The sequence below is a fragment of the Paraglaciecola chathamensis S18K6 genome (assembly GCA_000314955.1).
Lineage (GTDB): Bacteria > Pseudomonadota > Gammaproteobacteria > Enterobacterales > Alteromonadaceae > Paraglaciecola > Paraglaciecola chathamensis.
Map to the genome: position 1 here is coordinate 224,073 of BAEM01000022.1, position 21,199 is coordinate 245,271.

Below are 21,199 nucleotides of genomic sequence, written 5' to 3' on the forward strand. Positions count from 1 at the left end.
ACCCTAGTTTATTTCACTAACAGTAAAAAGGAGTCGATTATCTGTACCTTTTGCCATTCTGAACTGGTAAAATCTGCGCTCATTTTTGGACCCTCACCCTAAAATAGGTAATTACGTGACCGATAATAACCCCTCCTTAAGCTATAAAGATGCAGGTGTCGACATAGATGCGGGCAATGAACTTGTTGAAAGAATCAAATCAGTAAGCAAGAAAACACATCGTCCTGAAGTCAAAGGAGGTTTAGGTGGTTTCGGTGCGCTTTGCTCACTTCCAAGCAAATACAAAGAGCCGTTACTTGTATCAGGCACGGACGGCGTAGGTACAAAGCTACGCCTAGCCATGGACCTAGAGCAGCATGATGGTATCGGGATCGACTTAGTCGCCATGTGTGTTAATGATCTGATTGTGCAAGGTGCGGAGCCTTTGTTCTTCTTAGATTATTACGCAACAGGCAAATTAGACGTTGATACTGCAGCCAAGGTCGTAACAGGAATAGGCAAAGGATGTGAGTTATCTGGTTGCGCCCTAATCGGTGGCGAGACAGCAGAAATGCCGGGGATGTATCATGGTAATGACTATGATGTTGCAGGTTTCTGCGTAGGCGTTGTTGAAGCAGCCGATGTGATTGATGGAACACGTGTAAAAGCCGGTGATGCACTTATCGCTTTAGGTTCGTCTGGTCCACATTCTAATGGCTATTCGTTAGTGCGTAAAATACTTGAGGTCTCAGGAAGTGATGCTTCAGAAGAGTTTGATGGCAAACCGTTATCTGAGCACTTGCTAGAGCCAACCCGCATTTACGTCAAATCTGTTCTTCACTTGCTTCAAAGCATTCAAGTGAATGCCATCACACATATTACTGGTGGTGGATTCTGGGAAAATATTCCTCGCGTGTTGCCCCAAGGTACCAAAGCCGTTATCGACGAAAGTAGTTGGCAGTGGCCGAGCATATTTAACTGGTTGCAAGATAATGGCAACGTTACCACCCATGAAATGTATCGCACATTTAACTGTGGTGTAGGCTTAATCATCGCGCTTGAAGCAGATAAAGCTGACCAAGCCATTGAGATATTAAAGGGCCAAGGCGAAAATGTGTGGAAAATTGGTCAAATCGAAACCAGTGATGATAGCAATCAGGTCGAGATTAAATAGTGTCAGATAATTCCGCTATGGCAAAAATTGTGGTGTTGATATCCGGCAACGGTTCAAACCTACAAGCATTAATCGATGATATAGCAGAACAGAAAATAGCGGCACAAATTGTTGCCGTTATTTCTAATAAAGCCGATGCCTTTGGCTTAGAGCGTGCAGCGCAGGCAAACATCCCTCGCCATGTCATTAGTCACAAAGATTATTCATCTCGAGAAGAATATGACGCCCAGCTACATAGCACCATTGCAGGTTTTTCACCTGATTTGGTTGTATTAGCTGGATTCATGCGCATATTAACCCCTTGGTTTGTTGAGCAATTTACGGGTAAGATGTTAAACATTCATCCTTCTTTACTGCCTAAATATAAAGGTTTAGATACGCATCAACGAGCCATAGATGCCATGGATGAAGAACACGGCGCTTCGGTACACTTTGTTACCCCTGAGCTCGACGGCGGGCCGGTTGTGTTGCAATCTAAAGTACCTGTTTTTGCCGATGAAACAGCCTCACAACTTGCCTCTAAAGTGCAAGAACAAGAGCGCCAAATGTATCCGTTAGTGGTTCGCTGGTTCTGCCAAAAGCGATTACTAATGCTTAATAATAAGGCTTATTTAGATGGAAACGAAATACCAATCACAGGTTATGCAGCTGATTAACAAACCTTTGCTTTTAGGTTTGTTTTTTATGCTGGGCTCAGTGGCCCAGGCCTCTGCTTTACCTACATTTGATGCCGAATACACTGCCTATCGTTACGGTAAAAAGCTGGGCTATGCGCTACTGAGCGTGGAAAATGTCGACAAAGATACTTATCGCATGGAGTATCACTCTAAAGTGTCTTTGTTCTTTTTATCCGATAAGCGTACTGAAATCAGTGATTTTGCTTACGTCGACGATAAGATTGTGCCGCAAAACTATCGCTTTAGTCGCACAGGTACTGGCAGCAATAAGAGTATCAAAGTTGTTTTTGACGCTAGCAAAGACAAAATATTTATTGATAAAGAACCAGCCATTGATTGGCAAGATCAGTTTGATAACCAGCTTTATCGCTTAGATCTTCAACAGAAGCTTGCTCAAGGCCAGAAAGAATTTAATTATCACGTAATAAATTATCGTGGCCAAGAGCGTGATTACCACCTAAAAGTGATGGGCACTGAACAGCTAACCCTACCCTATGGCATGCTTGAAGGAATAAAAGTAGAAATTGTTCGTCAAAACTCGACGAGAGAAACCTTTGCCTGGTTCTCGCCTCAACTTAATTATCAATTAGTCCGCTTACAGCAGTTTAAAGACGATAAAGAACAAGGCGATATTCAGCTTAAAACCTTTACAGCCACACAATAGTTAACACATTATGCAGTGACTCATCCACGTCACTGCATAAATATCACCCCATCTAAATATTCATCCCCCTAGTCAGTCATTGTGCCCATAACCTTGCTAGATAATTAACCATTTAGCTAAAACATTAACCAAATAGTGACAATTGGCGTAAGCTAAAGCTTGATATTGTGTTGGCAAAATACTACTCTGACACTCTGGTCTGACCTCTATATCTGGAGTCTTTATGCAAACGTTATTATGGACACTTATTATTATCGCTACCCTTGGGGCGGCGAGCTATTTTAGAATGAAACTTATGAATGCGACGATCGCTGTCGCTATCGCGATGCTGCTTGGCAGTATTTTTGGCCCTGTAGGTGGCATTGCATGGTTAGTATTTTTAATCATTGCCATTCCATTGAACGTGGAATCATTGCGTAAAAAATACCTCACGGCCCCGATTTTAGATACCTATAAAAAGATCATGCCTGAAATGTCGAGCACAGAGCGAGACGCTATTGACGCCGGCACAGTATGGTGGGATGGAGAAATATTTAGCGGTAATCCTAATTGGCAAGCCCTACATAGTATCCCGCAGGCACGTTTATCTGCTGAAGAACGAGAGTTCTTAGACGGACCTGTTGCCCAAGTTTGTCAAATGGTGAACGACTGGGATATTACCCACAAAGACACAGACTTAACGCCTGAAGTTTGGCAGTTCCTCAAAGACAATAAATTTTTCGCGATGATCATCAAAAAGCAATACGGCGGCTTAGAGTTCTCTGCCTACGCCCAATCTCGCGTTTTGCAAAAACTTTCAGGGGTCAGCGCGGTGTTGTCCACGACTGTTGGTGTACCTAACTCCTTAGGACCAGGCGAGTTATTGCAGCACTATGGAACCAAAGAGCAACAAGATCACTATTTACCCCGCTTAGCGACAGGTGAAGAAATTCCTTGCTTCGCACTAACTGGGCCTGAGGCTGGCTCAGATGCAGGTTCACTGCCTGACAGCGGTATTGTGTGTAAAGGTGAATGGGAAGGTAAAGAAGTCATTGGATTACGCCTAACATTTGATAAACGTTATATCACCCTTGCTCCTGTTGCGACTGTGATTGGTTTAGCTTTTAAAATGTACGATCCTGACGGCCTTGTCGGTGACAAGGAAGATATCGGTATTACCTGTGCGTTATTACCTCGCGATACCAAAGGCATGGAAATTGGCAATCGTCACTTTCCTCTTAACGTGCCGTTTCAAAATGGCCCCATTCGCGGAACGGATATTTTTGTCCCTCTTGATTTTATTATTGGTGGCGTGGAAATGGCTGGTCAAGGCTGGCGCATGCTGGTTGAATGTTTGTCTGTGGGGCGCTGTATTACCCTGCCTTCAGCATCAGCAGGCGGCGCAAAAAGTATTGCCCTAGCAACCGGTGCTTACGCTCGTATTCGCCGCCAATTCAAAATGCCTGTTGGTAAAATGGAAGGCGTTGAAGAAATGCTAGCCAGCATAGGCGGTAACGCTTATTTGATGGATGCCGTAACGAGCCTAACAACTAAAGCGGTTGATTTAGGCGAGAAGCCGTCGGTTGTTTCTGCCATTTGTAAATATCACCTAACGGAAAAAATGCGTCAATTAGTTAATGACGCAATGGACGTGCACGGTGGTAAAGGCGTCATGCTTGGGCCAAATAATTATCTGGGCCGTGGTTACCAAGGTGCTCCCATCGCCATCACAGTGGAAGGCGCGAACATTCTCACCCGCAACATGATGATTTATGGTCAAGGCGCTATGCGCAGCCATCCTTTCGTCCTTAAAGAGCTTTATGCCGCAAGTAACGAAGATAAAGAACAAGGCTTGAATGACTTCGATGATGCAGTATTCGGGCATATCGGTTTTGCGATCAGCAATACGTTTAGAAGCATCTGGTTCTCGTTAACCGGTGCTCGTTTAGCGGGTGCGCCATTTGATGATGAAACCGCTGTTTATTATCGTTCGTTGCAGCGCTTTAGCAGTAACTTGGCGTTATTATCTGACGTTTCTATGGCTGTGCTTGGCGGAGAGTTAAAGCGTCGTGAGCGTATCTCAGCGCGTTTAGGCGATGTATTAAGCTATATTTATCTAGCGTCAGCTGTCCTCAAGCGCTATGACGATCAAGGTCGTTTAAAAGAAGATTTGCCGCTAGTACATTGGGCCATGCAAGACTGCCTGTTTAAGCTAGAAACCGCACTGACCGAGTTGTTTGAGAATTTCCCATCGAAAGTCATGGGCGTCATGCTAAAAGCGATCATTATGCCGTTTGGTCGTTCTTACCAGCGTCCTTCAGACAAAATAGAGCATAAAATTGCCTCTATCTTACAAAGTCATAATGGCTCACGTACCCGTTTAGGTGAAGGCCAGCACTTTGGTGAGCAAGACTGTTTAATGGGTGATTTAGAGCAAACCTTAAAAGATGTGCTTGCTAGCGAGCCGGTCTTTGACAAGGTTTGTAAGGCTGCAAAACAGCGCTATCCATTTACCGGACTTGATGCAATTGCCCAAAAAGGCTTAGAACTTGAGGTCATCACCGAGCAAGAAGCAGAGTTACTTAAGCGTACAGAAGCGGGCCGCTTACGGACGATTAACGTTGACGATTTTGACCCTAAAGAGCTAATCGCCAATACTCAGGCTGCAAAGCCTAAGCGTCGCTCAGCGAAGACCACTGAAGCTGCGTAACATACACTCCCACCGTGAGTAACGGTGGTATAAAACTAAAATACCGCTTTTCATAAAGCGGTATTTTTTTGTTTGGTGTTTGGTGTTTTTATACATATTTCAGGCATAAAAAATCCGCAGCATAGTATGCTATGCAGCGGATTAATTGCTAAAACGAACTGGTTTACTCAGTTGGTTTCGTATTTTCTACACGGCTTTTGAGTTTTTGACCCGGTCGAAACGTAACAACGCGTCTCGCCTTAATAGGGATATCTTCACCCGTTTTAGGGTTACGCCCTGGTCGTTCACTCTTTTGTCGTAAATCAAAGTTACCAAAACCAGATAGCTTAACTTGCTCACCTGATTCCAATGCCTCACGGACTTCTTCGAAAAATGCTTCAACAAGATCTTTGGCATCTCTCTTGTTCATACCTAACTTTTCAAATAAATGTTCCGCCATTTCGGCTTTGGTTAACGCCATATCCGTCAATCCCTCAATGTAGCCCCAAATTTCTCTGACAACTTAGTCAGAATACCATCGACCACGGCTTGAATTTCAGCTTCTTCAAGCGTTCTCGCCATGTCTTGCAAAGTCAATGAAATAGCCAAACTCTTAAATCCTGGCTCGATGCCTTTACCTCGATAGATGTCGAACAAGTTTAGGCCAACTAGTTGATTTGCGCCAAATTTTTGGATGCAATCTAAAATTTCACCAACAACTTTATCATCGTCTACAACGATTGCAATGTCACGTCGATTTGCAGGAAATTTCGAAATTTCTTTAGCTTCAGGGAGTTTTTTGACCCCAAAAGCAGCAATTTCAAGCTCAAATACGAAAACGCGCCCATTTAAGCCTAATAATTTTTCGAATTTCGGATGCACTGCACCCAAGACACCAATAAAGGTATCACCGCGATAAATCGCTGCGCTTTGGCCCGGATGTAAAGCACTGTGCTGTGCTGCCTCAAAGCGGAATGTATCGATTGGGGCCACTTGACTAAGCAATGCTTCAACATCTGCTTTGGCGTCGAAAAAGTCGACTGCTTTATCAGTACGATCCCAGTTAGCCTCATGCAAATTGCCGGCAATAACGCCAGAGAATACCGATTCTTGACGTACGCCCATTTTCTCAGAGGCATCAGGAATAAAACGTAAACCGGACTCAAACAAACGTACACGCGACTGTTGACGCTTTTGATTGTAAGAAACCGCTTGCAACAATCCAGTCCAGGCGCTAACTCGCATGGCAGACATATCTGATGAGATAGGATGTGGCAATACGATGGCGTCAATCTCAGGATACAACTGGCTCTGCACTTTAGGATCAACAAACGAATAGGTAATCGCTTCTTGATAATCGCGATTAACAAGCGCCAGTTTAAGATCATTCACCTCTAGTGCTTGCTCTTTACGCCCTGACATTTTCAATTCAGCGCTTGGTGCCACATTAGGAATGTTATTGTAACCGTATACTCGCGCTATCTCTTCGATGAGGTCTTCTTCAATCGAAATATCGAATCTATACGCGGGCACGCTCACTTGCCATTGTCCATCAGACTCACTTGCATTTAAGCCTAAACGGGTCAGGATATCCCCTACTACGCTGGCTTCAATCTCAATACCCAACACCCGCGACAAACGTGCAGCGCGAAGCACCACGTCTTTTACCGGTGGGATGTATTGCTCATCAGTTGCTTCAACGATAGGTCCCGCCTCACCGCCTACGATATCGAGTAGCAACGCGGTTGCTCGCTCCATCGCTTGGCGCTGCATCTGTGGATCAACACCTCGCTCGTAGCGATGTGAAGCATCTGTGTGTAAGCCGTATTGACGGGCCTTACCCATGATTGCATCCGGTGCAAAGAATGCACTTTCTAAAAAGATATTTTGACTGGTGGAAGTGACGCCTGACGCCAACCCTCCAAAAATACCTGCCATAGCAAGGGCTTTTTCTTGATCCGCAATCACTAAAGTATTGTCTTTTAGCTTTATCTTGGTCTCATCAAGTAAAACTAATTCTTCGTCTTGCTCGGCCATTCTCACAACGATATCGCCCGCTAAGGTGTCGTTATCAAACGCATGCATTGGGTGCCCAAGCTCTAACAACACAAAGTTAGTCACATCAACTACGGCATCAATGCTGCGTACACCACTGCGACGTAACTTTTCTTGCAACCACATAGGTGAAGGAGCATTAGCATTTATGTTTTTAATGACGCGCCCTAAGTACCGCGGACAAGCTTGCGGTGCAGCGAGCGAAATCCCACGTTTATCAGTAATGTCGGATGCCACTTCTGGGTAAACAGGCATATCGACGTTGCTTTGATTCAATACGCCGACTTCACGTGCTAAACCACGCATGCCGAGGCAATCAGCGCGGTTTGGCGTTAAATCAACTTCAATCGTGACATCGCCTAACTGTAAATATTCTCGTATATCTTGACCCACAGGGGCGTCAGCCGGTAGCTCGACGATACCATCATGATCATCAGAGATACCTAACTCAGAAAAACTACACAACATGCCGAATGAAGGCTGCCCGCGCAATTTCGCTTTTTTGATTTTAAAATTACCTGGTAACACTGCGCCGACTTTAGCGACCGCAACTTTAAGGCCTTGACGACAATTTGGCGCACCGCAAACAATATCAATTAACTCTTCATCGCCTACATTGATTTTTGTTACACGCAGCTTATCTGCATCTGGATGTTGGCCGCACTCCACCACTTCACCCACAACGACGCCACTAAACTCACCAGCAACCGGTTCTACACCGTCAACTTCAAGGCCAGCCATAGTAATTTGATCTGCAAGCTGCTCTGTAGAGATATCAGGGTTCACCCATTCTCTTAGCCACTTTTCACTGAATTTCATACTTTCTCGCCCTTACTTAAACTGCTTTAGAAAACGAAGGTCGTTTTCGAAAAATGCGCGTAAATCATTTACGCCGTAACGCAACATGGTGAGTCGCTCAACCCCCATGCCAAAGGCAAAGCCAGTGTAGACTTCAGGGTCAATATTCACAGCGCGTAAAACATTTGGGTGCACCATGCCGCAACCTAATACTTCAAGCCACTTACCGTTTTTTCCCATCACATCTACTTCAGCTGAAGGTTCGGTAAAGGGAAAATAAGAAGGGCGAAAACGCACCTGTAAATCGGCTTCAAAGAAGTTATTTAGAAAATCGTGAAGAATGCCTTTAAGCTGAGTAAAGCTCACATTCTTATCTACCATCAAACCTTCTACTTGGTGGAACATTGGCGTATGCGTTTGGTCGTAATCGTTACGGTAAACGCGACCAGGTGAAATGATACGCAATGGCGGCTGCTCTGCTTCCATGGTGCGTATTTGCACACCAGACGTTTGCGTTCTTAGCATCACATCAGGGTTAAAATAAAAGGTATCGTGATCAGCGCGAGCCGGATGATTAGCAGGAATATTTAACGCATCAAAGTTGTGAAAACCATCTTCAATTTCAGGGCCGGTTTTAACACTAAAACCCAACTCAGCAAAAAAGCTTTCAATACGATTAATGGTGCGCGTTACCGGGTGTAACCCGCCTACTTCGGTCGAGCGACCAGGCAAAGAAACATCAATTGACTCATCAGCCAGCTTTCTGTTCATCTCTTGCTCACGAAGGAGTTCGCCGCGCTGATGAATAAGCTGCTGAATTTGCTGTTTTGCCTGATTTATCTTTTGACCCGCAGCAGGACGCTCTTCATTCGACAATTTGCCCAAGCCTTTGAGCAATTCAGTCATGCGGCCTTTTTTGCCCATGAAGTCTACGCGAACCGCATCAAGCGTGCTGGCATCTTGGGCGACGTTGATTTGCGTTTCTGCCTCTTTGATTATGGCATCAAGATCCATAGTTTCCTCGAATTGGATTAAATATTGAGTCACTGACCATAGATCTAAAAAGCATGGCTGGACATTTAAAAAGAACCCGCAATTCTACACGATAGCGACACGGTCAGGCTAGATGCAATTACTGGAAAGTACGGATATTAAACAGATTTTCTTCCAAATGCGGAAAACATCAAGGATGAAACTAAAAGTAAATTAGTGGGAAAACGGTTTGCGGGTAGTAAAAGGTATAAAGAAAAATCGAATGCAAAAAAAAACGGCGAGCATCCGGCTCGCCGTTCTTCGAAAGAACTTAAACTTAATTGTTAATTAATTAAGCTAATGCACCTTTAGCAGCATCTACTAATGCGCTAAATGCGTTTTTGTCATGTACTGCGATATCAGCCAAAATCTTACGATCGATTTCAACAGATGCCTTCTTAAGACCGTTAATGAAACGGCTGTAAGACATACCATTTTGACGAGCCGCAGCATTGATACGTGCAATCCACAATTGACGGAATTGACGTTTCTTCTGACGACGGTCACGGTAAGCGTATTGACCAGCTTTTGTTACTGCTTGAACAGCAACGCGGTAAACTCGACTACGAGCTCCGTAATAACCTTTGGCTTGCTTTAGTACCTTTTTGTGACGGGCACGTGCCACAACACCACGTTTTACTCTTGCCATATTCTAAATCCTCTCTTAAACGTAAGGTAACATGCGTTGAATCAACGCTGTGTCAGCTACATGGGCCAATTTCTTGCCACGAAGGTGACGTTTACGCTTAGAGCTCTTTTTAGTCAAAATATGACGCAAGTGAGACTGCTTGCTTTTGAAACGACCTGAAGCGGTTTTTCTAAAACGCTTGGCAGCTCCACGGTTTGTTTTCATTTTAGGCATTGCTAAAACTCCGCATTGTTAATGACTTAACTGCTTTGCAGAAACAGAAAGTCGTAGTTACATAGTGTGTAATAAGGTGAGCTAGGGTGCAGTTCCCTGACTACTTGTAGACCTTAATTACTTCTTAATTGGGGCGAGCACCATGATCATCTGACGACCTTCAACCCGATTGGGGAAAGATTCGCAGTTAGCAATGTCTTCTAAATCGCCTTTAACACGATTAAGTAGATCAATACCGATATCTTGATGAGCCATTTCACGGCCGCGGAAGCGGATCGTTACTTTAGCCTTATCACCACCTTCTAGAAAGCGACGCAGGTTGCGCAGTTTTACCTGGTAATCGCCTTCATCAGTGCCAGGGCGAAATTTAATCTCCTTGACCTGAATTTGCTTTTGTTTCTTCTTTTGCTCTTTCTGAGCTTTACTCTTTTCGAAGATGAATTTTCCGTAATCCATTACCTTACATACAGGCGGTTCTGCATTAGGGCTAATTTCAACCAAATCTAAATTAGATTGCTCAGCCGTCTCGAGAGCTTCTGTGATTGATACAACGCCAATCTGCTCCCCATCCTTTCCAACCAAACGAACTTCATTTACTGTAATTTCTTCGTTAATACGAGCTTTGCCCGAATCTTTAGCCTTAATGTTAGCGCCTTTAATATGTTATTCCTCCACGAAATTTACTGAATTTGTTTGCTTTTGATCTGTTCACAAGCCAATTCAATGAAAGCATCGACCGACATCTTACCAAGATCATCGCCTTTGCGTGAACGTACTGCTATTTCGCCAGCTTCAATTTCTTTATCACCAACTACAAGCAAATACGGGACACGCCTAAGCGTGTGCTCGCGGATTTTAAAGCCTATCTTCTCATTTCTCAAGTCTGACTTGGCTCTAATTCCAATTTCTTTTAGTTTTTTCACTACTTTTTGCGCATATTCGCTCTGATTGTCAGTAATATTCATCACAACTGCTTGAGTCGGTGCTAACCAAAGTGGGAAAAAACCTGAATACTCTTCTATCAAAATACCAATAAAGCGCTCAAGTGAACCTAAAATTGCACGGTGGATCATAACCGGTACTTTGCGTTCGCCATCTTCAGCAACATAGGTTGAACCTAAACGACCAGGCATTGAAAAGTCCAACTGAACCGTACCGCACTGCCACGCTCTGTCTAAACAGTCATGCAAAGTAAATTCGATTTTCGGGCCATAAAACGCCCCTTCACCTGGCAGGTATTGAAAATCAATCCCTTTTGAGGTCAGTGCTTCTGCTAATTCTTTTTCTGCTTTATCCCATACTTCATCACTGCCCACGCGTTTTTCAGGACGAGTAGAGAGTTTTACAGAAATATTTTCAAAGCCGAATATCTTGTAAATTTCGTAAACTGAATCAATACACCCACCTACTTCGGCCAAGATTTGATCGTCAGTACAGAATATATGCGCATCATCTTGAGTAAAGCCGCGCACACGCATCAAGCCGTGTAATGCACCAGATGGCTCGTTTCGGTGACAACAACCGAACTCGGCCATACGCAGCGGCAAATCACGGTATGACTTAAGACCTTGGTTGAATATTTGAACGTGACCAGGGCAATTCATTGGCTTGACAGCATATTCACGTTTTTCCGATGTGGTAGTGAACATGTTTTCAGCGTATTTATCCCAGTGTCCCGACTTCTCCCATAATGAGCGGTCCATCATTAGTGGGGCTTTTACTTCTTGGTATTCGTATTCACGTAACTTGCTACGCACGAATTTTTCAAGTTCAGTGTATATGCTCCAGCCATCGTTGTGCCAAAACACCATGCCAGGTGCTTCTTCTTGCCAATGGAACAAATCAAGCGCTTTACCAATTTTACGATGGTCACGCTTTTCTGCTTCTTCTAAACGATTTAAATAGGCTTTAAGTTGCTTCTTATCAGCCCAAGCAGTGCCGTATATACGCTGCAACATTTTGTTGTCGCTGTCACCACGCCAATAAGCCCCTGCCACCTTCATTAATTTAAAGTGTTGGCAGAAACGCATATTAGGTACATGAGGGCCGCGGCACATGTCCACGTATTCTTCGTGATGATATAAACCTGGTGTTGCGTCTTTAGGGATGTTCTCGTCTAGGATTTGAAGTTTATATTCTTCACCGCGTGCTTCGAATGTATCTCTAGCCTCTTGCCAGCTAACGACTTTCTTCACCACGTTATAATTAGTTTTAGCTAATTCAAGCATGCGTTTTTCTAGCTTGACTAAGTCTTCATCGTTAATGGAATGTTCCATATCGATGTCATAGTAAAAGCCGTTATCAATCGTAGGACCAATCGCCATTTTTACGTCCGGCCATAATTGCTTAATTGCATGACCGATTAAATGCGCACATGAGTGACGAATAATTTCTAATCCGTCTTCGTCTTTAGCAGTGATAATCTGCAATTGTGCGTCGTTTTCAATCAGGTCACACGCATCAACGCGCACACCGTCTACTTTTCCAGCAATGGTAGCTTTCGCTAAACCTGGTCCAATATCATTGGCTACATCAAGTACTGAAACTGCGTTGTCGAATTGGCGTTGACTGCCGTCGGGAAGTGTAATTATAGGCATAGTAATCCTTGTGCAGTGGTGACACCTACCAAGCGCCACATGCAAAATGTGTGTTGCGAATACTTCGCGGAAAATAAAAAAACACCTCTTATAGGTGTTATGTTGGCTGTTCTGTTACGATCAAAACAGGGCCGTGATTATAACGAAATTTGTGCAAACTATGCAATCGTCATTCAGATACTATCTATTAGGGATCATTTTTTGCGCAGGGTACAGCATTAACGGATGGTCGAGCATCAGTGAATCGTCCAGCATCAGTGAATCGCCCAGCCAAATCGCTAACGCACAGCATACTTCGGATAACCCTGCGCAGTGGCAACTGGCGTCTGAAACAAAGAATGTGGCTATCTACAAGCGCATCACAACAACAGGCTACATAGAAGTACGCGGTGTTACACAGGTGCGAAATACCCCAGAGGCATTTACGGCCTTATTAGCGCAAACAGCCTTAGCGCCCAAATGGATCGCAAATAATCAAGAAGTGACCGTATTATCCTCACAGCAAAATACGCGCGTAGTTCACAGTAAATTTAATGCACCTTGGCCCCTCAAGAACAGGGATATGGTGACCAAATCGACTACCTACTATAAAGACAATACCTTATATATAGATATTATTGATGCCAGCACGCACTATGCAGAATCAGCTGGTTTTGTGCGTATTCGCGATGTAAGCGGTCAATGGGTGCTATCTTCAGCTGGTAACGGCGTGACTATTATTGAGTATCGCGGCCAAGCCAACCCAGGGGGAAATATTCCAATCTGGTTAGCCAATCGTACGTTGATATCATCCATGAGTGAAACGTTTGAAAATATTGTGTATCAGCTGGATAATCCTCCTCAAACAACGCAAGATTAATGTGCTTATACATTGGTACAGTTAATACTCTGATAAAGCACATTAATTGGATAACCCAATGTCAAATATTCGAAGTACGACTATTTGAAGCACAACAAACTCATCGGCTTATAAAAATAGCCACACGTTTTGAATCAAAAATATCGATTTACACACATTACGGAGCTTTATGACAGCCAAAGTCGCTTTTATTACAGGCAGTGCCAAACGCATTGGCGCAGTCACCGCAACCTATTTACATGATAAAGGGTTTAATATTGTGTTGCATTGTCATCACTCTATCGAAGAAGCTGAGTCACTGCTTGTGACGCTGAACAGTCGACGCGAAAACTCTGCGCGATTAGTGGTCGCCGATGTGCGAGAAATCGACACCTTGGCTATGCTAGCCGAGCAAGTCGTGGCGGCATTTGGCCGCTTAGACGTGCTCGTCAACAATGCGTCTTCGTTTTATCCAACGCCTGTAGGTAGCATTACGCAAACCCAATGGCAGGATCTATTTGGTAGTAATGTACAAGCCCCCTTGTTCTTATCACAACATTTGCTACCAAGTTTAACCGCAGCGAATGGTGCGATCATTAATATGGTTGATATTCATGCCGAAAGGCCTCTTCAACAGCACACTGTGTACAGTATGGCAAAAGCGGCGCTGGTAACGATGACGAAATCATTAGCCATTGAACTAGCACCGGAAATACGAGTAAACGGCGTCGCTCCTGGCGCTATATTGTGGCCAGAGCAAGCACTTGATGCTGCCGACAAAGAGCAGGTGTTACAACAGATACCCGCTAAATCCCTCGGGACCCCTGAAGATATTGCGCAAGCTATCCACTATTTGTGTGAAGCGCGGTATGTCACTGGGCACATTATTTCAGTTGACGGTGGGCGCAGTGTGGTATCGAGTCACAAAGTGTAGCCACAAGAGATGAGTCAGATTCGACCTACTCGGATAGTATTCAGACGCTTTCTGGTCGCTGTTATTATGCTTCTTGTCGTAACGGGGTGCGAGCGCAATCAAGTGACTGATACACTTAGCGAATACCAACAGCGCATGGCCAATGTACTGGACACATCATTTAATGCAGCGATGACATCATCATCAGCGCCTTTAGTCACCTTGCACTACCCTAACAAGCGAGAATTAACAAACCGCATCAAGTCTACCCAGCTTGACGTTAAAGCGTTTTATTCGCTGAAACAATGTGATTTAAATGTACTGATAGCCCAGCGCAATACACCGCTTGGGCGCACCCAGTTACCTTCAGTTCGTTATATCTATGAAAGAGAAGTATTAGCATCACTATCAAGGTGTAAAACCTTGATGCCACAGCACAGTGAATTATTGGATAAGTGGCTCGAATATAAACAGCTTACCTTGCCTTTGGTTTGGGCAAACCTTGTTCAGACCAGTGACGAAACAATCAATGCATTTAGTAGCAATAGTGATTTTTTTGTCTCTGCTCCCCCTACCCAACTGCATGAAACACAAAGCGCTCTGAGCTATTTACTCGCCTTAAATGATAGCGATAACAGCCTAGCCAATAGCAGTGCGCTAGAATCAAACTTAGATTTACTCTCCAAAGCCCACCTACCCGCCAGAACATGGCGAACGCAGGCGGTATTGCAAAATGAATTAAATAAAACGACTCAGTGGTTAAAAAAGCAAAATTTGCATGCCCTATGTCCAGATGGTAAAGCGAGCCAGAAAATTAAATATCTTAAAAATGTGTTCACATTGTTTTTTATTGAAAAAATCCAGCCAATCGGTAGTGAATTAAACCGAGTACATTACGCCTTAATGCCTTTTTACTCTGCACTTAGTCAACACCCGAGATTGGCCTCGCCGTTTCGTCAGTACATCAACACCCATGGTAACGACGGCTTTGACGGCTACCAAAACGCGATAAAAAACCATGTGCAGTTTTGGCAAACTTTATTTAAACACTGTGGCATTTCGCCGCGCGCAAATTAGCACCAGATCGCGGAGATAGGCGTCGCTTCGTCTGAGTAATGCGTGGCTATTTGCGCCTGTAAAAGCTCCGCACAGGCTGTGGCATCGGTTAATGCATTGTGCTGGCGATAGTATGGTAAATGATATCGCGAGCGGCAATCCGTTAACCGAATCGAGGGTGTTTTTTGCCCCAACAAACTGCGTAAAAAGGTACGCTTAAAGGTGCGTGAAAAACGTGCCTCTAAGGACATGGTATCAATGCACGGAAACACAATTTCTTCGCCAATATACTGCTTCATGGCTGAATTCAAAAACCGAGTTTCGATATCTTTATGGTGAGCCACAACCACTTTGCCTTGCAAGTGTTCTAGCAATTCATCTAACACCCGATTAAATGTTGGTGCATCGGCTACATCCGAATGAGTAATACCATGGATCACCACCGATTTACTTTTCAATTCAGTATCGGGTTTGATGATCCAGTGCTGCGCTTGGGCACAGCGTATCCGCTGGGTAGTCATGGCGACTAAACCAATACTGACGATACTGTCTGTTTTTGGGTTTAAGCCTGTGGTTTCAAAATCTAACGCCACCAGTGGAGCCTCGCAGAGCGGCGTATCACCACTGACGGCTCCTTGGGCATAAAAACGCTTAAGCGCTGGATAGCGAGCGCTTTTTTGCCGCTTTGCATACTCAGCTCCCCAGTCAGTCCCCTTGCCTAAGCGCCGCAGATCAGGTTTATCTTGCAGGGTACTTTTATCTAGATAAAACATAACGTGCTTTGCCCCATTACAAATGTCGTCCGGGTTGGTAGCGATACTTCATGTACTTTTGGGCATCACTGAGTATTTGAAAGGCATCTCGCAGGTTTTTCCGTTCAAAGTCAGATAAATACTCTGGCTCAATATCGTTGTCCGGCACGCGATTCATCTCTAAGTCAAACGCTTGATGGCGAATACGCACCATAGCAATAAACTCCAGCGCATCACGTAAATCAGCGCCTCGCCCAGGAGGGAGTATTTTGGCATCAATAACATCGTTTAACCGAGAAAAACTGTTGCGCCCTTTGGCACCAACTGACAACGCATGCACCCGAATTAAATCAGCAATGGGCGCTGTGCCTCGTCGCTTCATATTAATCGAATTGGTTTGTCTGCCGTCGGTTTCCATCACAAAGTCTTTAAAAAAGCCCAAAGGCGGGGTGCGCAGTAACGCGTTTCTCGCCATACAGGCTAAAAAACGAGAGTTTTTATGGGCTTTTTGACGAATTAGCCTATTGAGCTTTTCTGCCCATGCTTTTTTGCCCCACACACCATCTAAGTCAAAAAATATCGCGCTATTAAGTAAGGTTTCTGGCGTTGGCTTTTCAATCCACTGAGTAAAGTACTGTTCCCACACGTTTAGAGGTTGGCGCCACTTTTTGTTGGTCGCCATTATGCCTCCTTTACAATAGGTATAACCGCAGCGGTCTAACCCATCGCAGACAAAGTTAGCCAATTTACTAAAATACTCGTCATGCACTTTGGGTTCAAAACGATTATCCAACACAAGGGCATTGTCTTGGTCTGTGACGATGAGCTGTTCGTCTCTGGCCATTGAGCCAAGCGCGAGAAAACAGTATGGGATCGGTGGCGGGCCAAATGCCTCCTCAGCGAGTTCAAGCAAGTGTTGTTTGAAGCTGCGCCCAATAACGGCCATCGCACTACCGATCATTTGTGAATTTGCGTCTTCATCTACCATGCGTGAAAAGCATGCATGAACTTCTTCTTTAAGTGTTGCAAGCTCGTCGACGTTTTGAGCACTGAATATGCTTTTCACCACAAATAAACTATTTTGCGATTCATAACGCAGAATATCTTGATGACTAATTAAGCCAATAGGACGCGAATTTTTAAGCACAGGCAAATGCATGACTTTATGCTTAAGCATTAACATCATCGCTTCGAACACGTACTGATTACTTTGTACCGTGTTAAGCTGGGAGGTCATGATATCGGTGACAGGCGTAGACAAATCAAGGCCTTGGGCCACAAGTCGACTGCGAATATCGACATCAGTAACGATACCAATAACGGGCTCATCATCCGTTTCATCATCGTTGTTTTCAGTCGATACTTGATTGTTCGGCACTTGCTCATTAGAAATCAATACCGAAGAAACACCTTCCTCGGTCATGCGTAACGCCGCTTCTTGAACGCTGGTGTTCGGCGGTAAAATCAAAGGGAGCTGCCCAATAAGCTTTTCCACCTTTGCTGTTAACAGTGAATCATTGTCTTTTTTATCTGGGCTTGGATCACGCAATCGGCTGCGATCTTCTACTTCAACATAATCAGCAAACTGCTCATCATTATCAAAAAGATGATTAAAGGTGTCTGCATCAATTAAGTACACCAAGGTATCTTCCAGCGCCACAACAGGAAAACGCACAGGGCGATTACGCATTAAGCCTAGTTCGCCAAAAAAATTGCCTTCCCCGAGTCGGTTATACAGCTCACCGTCGCGACGAAATACCTCCACCGCACCGCTTCTGATTACAAACCAGTGTTGGTTATCTTGACCAAACGTGAGTATTGGTGAACCCGCTTTGAAATAAGCTATTTCAACTCTTGAGGCAAGATGAGACAGCTCTTGCTGAGGTATATCTGAGAAGGGTTTGTGACGTTGAAAAAAGTCAGTGACTTCAACTTGTTCGATAGCCATATAGCAGCAGTCCATATAAGAGGGAAACATTGCATGACATTAAGCTCACGCAAATACTATCAGTTCATACTTGAGCTTAAAAATAGAAAATCCAGCCCTAAGGCTGGATTTTTTTAAACCAAATACATTATCTATCTTGGTTCAGACATTAATCCTTTGACCATAGAAAATGCCGCTATCAACAGCACAATGGTAAAAGGAAACCCTGTAGAGACCGCCATAGCTTGCAGGGCTATTAAGCCGCCACCTAATATCAACGACACAGCAACGAGCCCTTCAAATACACACCAAAATACACGTTGTGGTGTAGGAGCTTCTACCTTGCCGCCAGCTGAAATGACATCAATAACGAGTGAGCCCGAGTCGGAAGAGGTAACGAAAAAGACAATAACCAACACGATCGCAATGAAAGATGTAATACTGGCTAGAGGCAAGCCATTAAGCACAGCAAACAATTGTAAAGGTAGTTCTGCGTTTACAGCAGTTTGATAACCGTCTGCAACGACTTGTTGTATTGCTGTACCACCAAATACTGTCATCCAGAAAACACAGGCCACAGAAGGCACTAACAAGACCGAAATAATAAACTCTCTAACGGTACGACCACGAGATACGCGAGCGATAAACATACCCACGAAAGGACTCCAGGAAATCCACCAAGCCCAATAAAAGGCAGTCCAACCAGTTGCAAAACCAGTGTCTTCACGGCCAACTGGGTTAGCTAATTGTGGCAAGTAACGGAAGTACGACACGATATTATCGAAAAAGCCGGTCAATATAGCAATGGTAGGCCCAACTACGAGCACGAAGAACACCAATAACACAGCTAATATCATGTTGATTTCAGACAGTTTTTTAACACCTGCATCTAGACCTGCCACCACAGAAAACAAGGCTAAACCTGTAATGCCGAGTACTAGCAAGATTTCAGTGGTTTCACCTAAAGGCAAACCAAACACTGAATGTAGACCCGATGCTGCTTGCGACGCACCTAGTCCCAACGACGTAGCTAAGCCAAACAAGGTTGCTAAAATAGCTAAAATATCAATGATATGCCCCGGCCATCCCCATACTCGCTCACCTAAAATAGGGTAGAAAACAGAACGAATCGTTAACGGTAAGCCTTTGTTGAATGAGAACAACGCTAAACCTAGCGCCATAATGGCGTAAATAGCCCACGGGTGAAGCGCCCAGTGATAAATGGTTGCCGCCATCGCTAACTTCTGTGCAGCAGCGGCGTCTCCAGCGGCGCCCGCTAAGGGAGCATAATCGGTGCGTACGCCATTTTCAAAGGTTGGCCCTGCGAAAGCAGTACCAAAATGGCCTAACGGTTCGCTTACGCCGTAGTACATCAAGCCTATGCCCATGCCTGCGGCAAAAAGCATAGAGAACCAACCCAAATAACTGTAATCAGGTTTGGCTTCAGTACCGCCTAAACGCACGCGCCCTAAGGGAGAAACAACTAAGGCTAAACACAAAATAACAAAAATATTTGCAGCTCCCATGAAGAAGCCATCTAAGTTACCTGTTAACCAAGTGCGAATATTACCGAAAAAGGGCTCAGCTTCAGCTTGAAACAACAGTGTTAGCACAACAAAAGCGATAATCATCACCCCTGAAACGGCAAAAACACGGTTATGGATATCTAATCCAAATGGTCCAACATTGACCACAATGTTGTCCTGTCCCACTTGATAATCAGTATCGATGGGGTTTACTTCTCCGTCCGGTATCATCGGATCGTTTTTTTCTTTCATCGAAATTTCCTTTTATTTATTATGTATAAAAAGGCGCATTACTTTGTTTTCAACTAAAAGTAATAGCCAATATTAATATTGAAGCGTTGCTCTGTTTCGTCAGTATCACCCGCTGCACTACCACCAATAAAGGGCTGATTTTTAGCATGCACCAAATCGAAATAAGTAAATAAGCCACCAGCGGCCACTGACATCCCCAAGACATTCATCATGGTATCTTCGCTGTCATCTGATTTGTCATAAACCAAACCAAAATTGTTATAGAACTGCAAGTCAGTGACTGGGCCAAAATCTACCGCCATATCGTAAGCGATATTTAAAGTGGTCGATTTTGCATCAGCCGCGATGGAGTCATAGAAAGAATATGCCCCCACGGCTAACCTATCTGCTTGGCCGATATCATAATCATATTGGCTGTGTTGAAATTGCAGATGCCAATTTTGATATTGACTGCTGGTATGAAAGGCCCACGCTTGGTAGTCACCGGCGCGCTTCTCGCCGTTATGAATACCGCCGTGCAACGCTGAAACGCCAACCTCGGTCTTCACCTCACCTGTATTAAAGTGATAGGCAAAACGACCGGCAAGCGTGTTGTACTCCCCTAACCCTTCGGTGGGTTCGTCATAAATGCCTTCGCCCTGCGTTCTAATACCAACAATATCATAAGAATAGCGATCTGAACGATTGTCTACGTATCCATCCACGCCGCCTAATTCATCATTCTTAAAAAAGCCTACATCTAATTGCCAGTTGTCAGCGACACTGCGCTTAAATACCACACCTAAATCGAAGTCGTCTTCTAAACCTAGATAGTAGTTAGTGCTGAAAAAATAATTCTGGGAGTTGTATGCTTGATTGCCAAAAGGCACTTGCGTAATACCGGCTTGAACTTGCCAGTTTTCACTAAATTGATAACCTGCATAGGCATATTTTACGGCTGTCATGTAATCAAAAAAGCGGATTTCACTGTTTAGGGTAACACCACCGACTTCACCACTCATATTGATCCGAAAAATATCGAAGTCAAAATCCCCGCCACGATTTTTGTTTCCATCATCGTACGAGGTATAGCTATAGTTGGTTCGAATTGCACCACCAAATTTAATTCCATCCGTGCTCTCTTCTGCCTCTGCATCTGTGGTTTCGACCGAGTTGGTTTCAACGCTTTTTTGCTGCTTGGCTAAATCAACTGACTCTGTGCTTTGGTTTTGCGATGATGAAGGCTGGTTTTCGGATTGACTAACGGGTTTTGCTTGTTTTTCCAATTGCGCTAAACGGGTTTGCAAGGCTGCAATTTGCGCTTTAAGTGTTGCCAGTTCTTGTTCACTAACTTCAACAGCTGATGTGCTGAAAGAGCTCGCTATTGCTACTGATAACAGCCCTGGCTTAATACACTGTGTGAGTTTCATGGTATGTCCTTTGACTTTAA

The 21,199-nt window shown here is 44.3% G+C and carries 18 protein-coding genes; 7 read left to right on the plus strand and 11 right to left on the minus strand.

The features are described 5' to 3' along the window. Nucleotides 1-115: 115 nt before the first annotated feature. The 4 genes from purM (at nt 116) to fadE (ending at nt 5,183) form a co-directional block, all read left to right on the plus strand. On the plus strand, nt 116-1,153 hold the full coding sequence (gene purM / locus GCHA_RS07230) for a phosphoribosylformylglycinamidine cyclo-ligase (RefSeq protein WP_007986617.1): 1,038 nt from the start codon (nt 116-118) through the stop codon (nt 1,151-1,153). A gap of 17 nt (nt 1,154-1,170) precedes the next feature. Then, nucleotides 1,171-1,809, plus strand: a complete 639-nt coding sequence (gene purN / locus GCHA_RS07235; protein WP_233076395.1) for a phosphoribosylglycinamide formyltransferase — start codon at nt 1,171-1,173, stop codon at nt 1,807-1,809. Continuing rightward, nucleotides 1,769-2,494, plus strand: coding sequence for a DUF3108 domain-containing protein (locus GCHA_RS07240; RefSeq protein ID WP_007986621.1), 726 nt, complete (start codon nt 1,769-1,771; stop codon nt 2,492-2,494). Before purN ends, GCHA_RS07240 begins: the two co-directional genes overlap by 41 nt. A 223-nt stretch (nt 2,495-2,717) precedes the next feature. Next, complete coding sequence (fadE, locus tag GCHA_RS07245; protein ID WP_007986623.1) at nt 2,718-5,183, plus strand: acyl-CoA dehydrogenase FadE; 2,466 nt, start codon at nt 2,718-2,720, stop codon at nt 5,181-5,183. 163 nt (nt 5,184-5,346) lie between these two features. Here fadE and GCHA_RS07250 read toward each other — a convergent pair whose 3' ends face one another. The 7 genes from GCHA_RS07250 to thrS form a co-directional block, all read right to left on the minus strand. Continuing rightward, the gene (locus GCHA_RS07250) at nt 5,347-5,643 is read right to left on the minus strand and encodes an integration host factor subunit alpha (protein WP_006991121.1); all 297 of its coding nucleotides are present in this window, start codon (nt 5,641-5,643) and stop codon (nt 5,347-5,349) included. A gap of 5 nt (nt 5,644-5,648) precedes the next feature. Beyond that, nucleotides 5,649-8,036, minus strand: a complete 2,388-nt coding sequence (gene pheT, locus GCHA_RS07255) for a phenylalanine--tRNA ligase subunit beta (protein WP_007986629.1) — start codon at nt 8,034-8,036, stop codon at nt 5,649-5,651. Nucleotides 8,037-8,048: 12 nt separating this feature from the next. After that, complete coding sequence (gene pheS / locus GCHA_RS07260) at nt 8,049-9,029, minus strand: phenylalanine--tRNA ligase subunit alpha (protein WP_007986630.1); 981 nt, start codon at nt 9,027-9,029, stop codon at nt 8,049-8,051. 310 nt (nt 9,030-9,339) lie between these two features. Next, entirely contained in the window at nt 9,340-9,696 is a 357-nt protein-coding gene (gene rplT / locus GCHA_RS07265) for a 50S ribosomal protein L20 (protein WP_006991118.1), read from the minus strand. Nucleotides 9,697-9,711: 15 nt separating this feature from the next. Then, nucleotides 9,712-9,909 carry a 50S ribosomal protein L35 gene (gene rpmI, locus GCHA_RS07270; RefSeq protein ID WP_006991117.1) on the minus strand — a complete coding sequence of 66 codons (198 nt, stop codon included), beginning with the start codon at nt 9,907-9,909 and terminating at the stop codon, nt 9,712-9,714. A gap of 117 nt (nt 9,910-10,026) precedes the next feature. Continuing rightward, nucleotides 10,027-10,554, minus strand: coding sequence for a translation initiation factor IF-3 (gene infC / locus GCHA_RS07275; protein ID WP_083818794.1), 528 nt, complete (start codon nt 10,552-10,554; stop codon nt 10,027-10,029). A 35-nt stretch (nt 10,555-10,589) separates the two neighbouring features. After that, nucleotides 10,590-12,506, minus strand: coding sequence for a threonine--tRNA ligase (gene thrS / locus GCHA_RS07280; protein ID WP_007986632.1), 1,917 nt, complete (start codon nt 12,504-12,506; stop codon nt 10,590-10,592). A gap of 160 nt (nt 12,507-12,666) precedes the next feature. Here thrS and GCHA_RS07285 point away from each other — a divergent pair, with 160 nt between their 5' ends. From GCHA_RS07285 to GCHA_RS07295, 3 genes are all read left to right on the plus strand, one after another. Beyond that, on the plus strand, nt 12,667-13,365 hold the full coding sequence (locus GCHA_RS07285; RefSeq protein ID WP_008305931.1) for an START domain-containing protein: 699 nt from the start codon (nt 12,667-12,669) through the stop codon (nt 13,363-13,365). 169 nt (nt 13,366-13,534) lie between these two features. After that, the gene (locus GCHA_RS07290; RefSeq protein ID WP_007986634.1) at nt 13,535-14,278 is read left to right on the plus strand and encodes a pteridine reductase; all 744 of its coding nucleotides are present in this window, start codon (nt 13,535-13,537) and stop codon (nt 14,276-14,278) included. Between the two features lie 9 nt (nt 14,279-14,287). After that, the gene (locus GCHA_RS07295) at nt 14,288-15,334 is read left to right on the plus strand and encodes a DUF3080 family protein (RefSeq protein ID WP_226992116.1); all 1,047 of its coding nucleotides are present in this window, start codon (nt 14,288-14,290) and stop codon (nt 15,332-15,334) included. Here the strand turns inward: GCHA_RS07295 and GCHA_RS07300 are convergent. The 4 genes from GCHA_RS07300 to GCHA_RS07315 form a co-directional block, all read right to left on the minus strand. Beyond that, nucleotides 15,331-16,086: a 3'-5' exonuclease gene (locus GCHA_RS07300; RefSeq protein WP_007986636.1), complete on the minus strand. Its 756-nt coding sequence runs from the start codon at nt 16,084-16,086 to the stop codon at nt 15,331-15,333. The genes GCHA_RS07295 and GCHA_RS07300 overlap by 4 nt on opposite strands. 16 nt (nt 16,087-16,102) lie before the next feature. Then, nucleotides 16,103-18,013: a DUF294 nucleotidyltransferase-like domain-containing protein gene (locus tag GCHA_RS07305; protein WP_007986638.1), complete on the minus strand. Its 1,911-nt coding sequence runs from the start codon at nt 18,011-18,013 to the stop codon at nt 16,103-16,105. Between the two features lie 131 nt (nt 18,014-18,144). Next, the gene (locus tag GCHA_RS07310; protein ID WP_007986640.1) at nt 18,145-19,770 is read right to left on the minus strand and encodes a BCCT family transporter; all 1,626 of its coding nucleotides are present in this window, start codon (nt 19,768-19,770) and stop codon (nt 18,145-18,147) included. A 53-nt stretch (nt 19,771-19,823) separates the two neighbouring features. After that, nucleotides 19,824-21,179 (minus strand): porin, encoded by a 1,356-nt coding sequence (locus GCHA_RS07315; protein WP_007986642.1) that lies wholly within the window; start codon nt 21,177-21,179, stop codon nt 19,824-19,826. Between the last annotated feature and the right edge of the window lie 20 nt (nt 21,180-21,199).

What these genes read in the sequence shown, in the direction of transcription:
- purN (WP_233076395.1), top strand. Translation starts at nt 1,171, where the DNA reads ATGGCAAAAATTGTGGTGTTGATATCCGGCAACGGTTCAAACCTACAA.
- GCHA_RS07240 (WP_007986621.1), top strand. Translation starts at nt 1,769, where the DNA reads ATGGAAACGAAATACCAATCACAGGTTATGCAGCTGATTAACAAACCT.
- fadE (WP_007986623.1), top strand. Translation starts at nt 2,718, where the DNA reads ATGCAAACGTTATTATGGACACTTATTATTATCGCTACCCTTGGGGCG.
- GCHA_RS07250 (WP_006991121.1), bottom strand. Translation starts at nt 5,643, where the DNA reads ATGGCGTTAACCAAAGCCGAAATGGCGGAACATTTATTTGAAAAGTTA.
- pheT (WP_007986629.1), bottom strand. Translation starts at nt 8,036, where the DNA reads ATGAAATTCAGTGAAAAGTGGCTAAGAGAATGGGTGAACCCTGATATC.
- pheS (WP_007986630.1), bottom strand. Translation starts at nt 9,029, where the DNA reads ATGGATCTTGATGCCATAATCAAAGAGGCAGAAACGCAAATCAACGTC.
- rplT (WP_006991118.1), bottom strand. Translation starts at nt 9,696, where the DNA reads ATGGCAAGAGTAAAACGTGGTGTTGTGGCACGTGCCCGTCACAAAAAG.
- rpmI (WP_006991117.1), bottom strand. Translation starts at nt 9,909, where the DNA reads ATGCCTAAAATGAAAACAAACCGTGGAGCTGCCAAGCGTTTTAGAAAA.
- thrS (WP_007986632.1), bottom strand. Translation starts at nt 12,506, where the DNA reads ATGCCTATAATTACACTTCCCGACGGCAGTCAACGCCAATTCGACAAC.
- GCHA_RS07285 (WP_008305931.1), top strand. Translation starts at nt 12,667, where the DNA reads ATGCAATCGTCATTCAGATACTATCTATTAGGGATCATTTTTTGCGCA.
- GCHA_RS07290 (WP_007986634.1), top strand. Translation starts at nt 13,535, where the DNA reads ATGACAGCCAAAGTCGCTTTTATTACAGGCAGTGCCAAACGCATTGGC.
- GCHA_RS07295 (WP_226992116.1), top strand. Translation starts at nt 14,288, where the DNA reads ATGAGTCAGATTCGACCTACTCGGATAGTATTCAGACGCTTTCTGGTC.
- GCHA_RS07300 (WP_007986636.1), bottom strand. Translation starts at nt 16,086, where the DNA reads ATGTTTTATCTAGATAAAAGTACCCTGCAAGATAAACCTGATCTGCGG.
- GCHA_RS07305 (WP_007986638.1), bottom strand. Translation starts at nt 18,013, where the DNA reads ATGGCTATCGAACAAGTTGAAGTCACTGACTTTTTTCAACGTCACAAA.
- GCHA_RS07310 (WP_007986640.1), bottom strand. Translation starts at nt 19,770, where the DNA reads ATGAAAGAAAAAAACGATCCGATGATACCGGACGGAGAAGTAAACCCC.
- GCHA_RS07315 (WP_007986642.1), bottom strand. Translation starts at nt 21,179, where the DNA reads ATGAAACTCACACAGTGTATTAAGCCAGGGCTGTTATCAGTAGCAATA.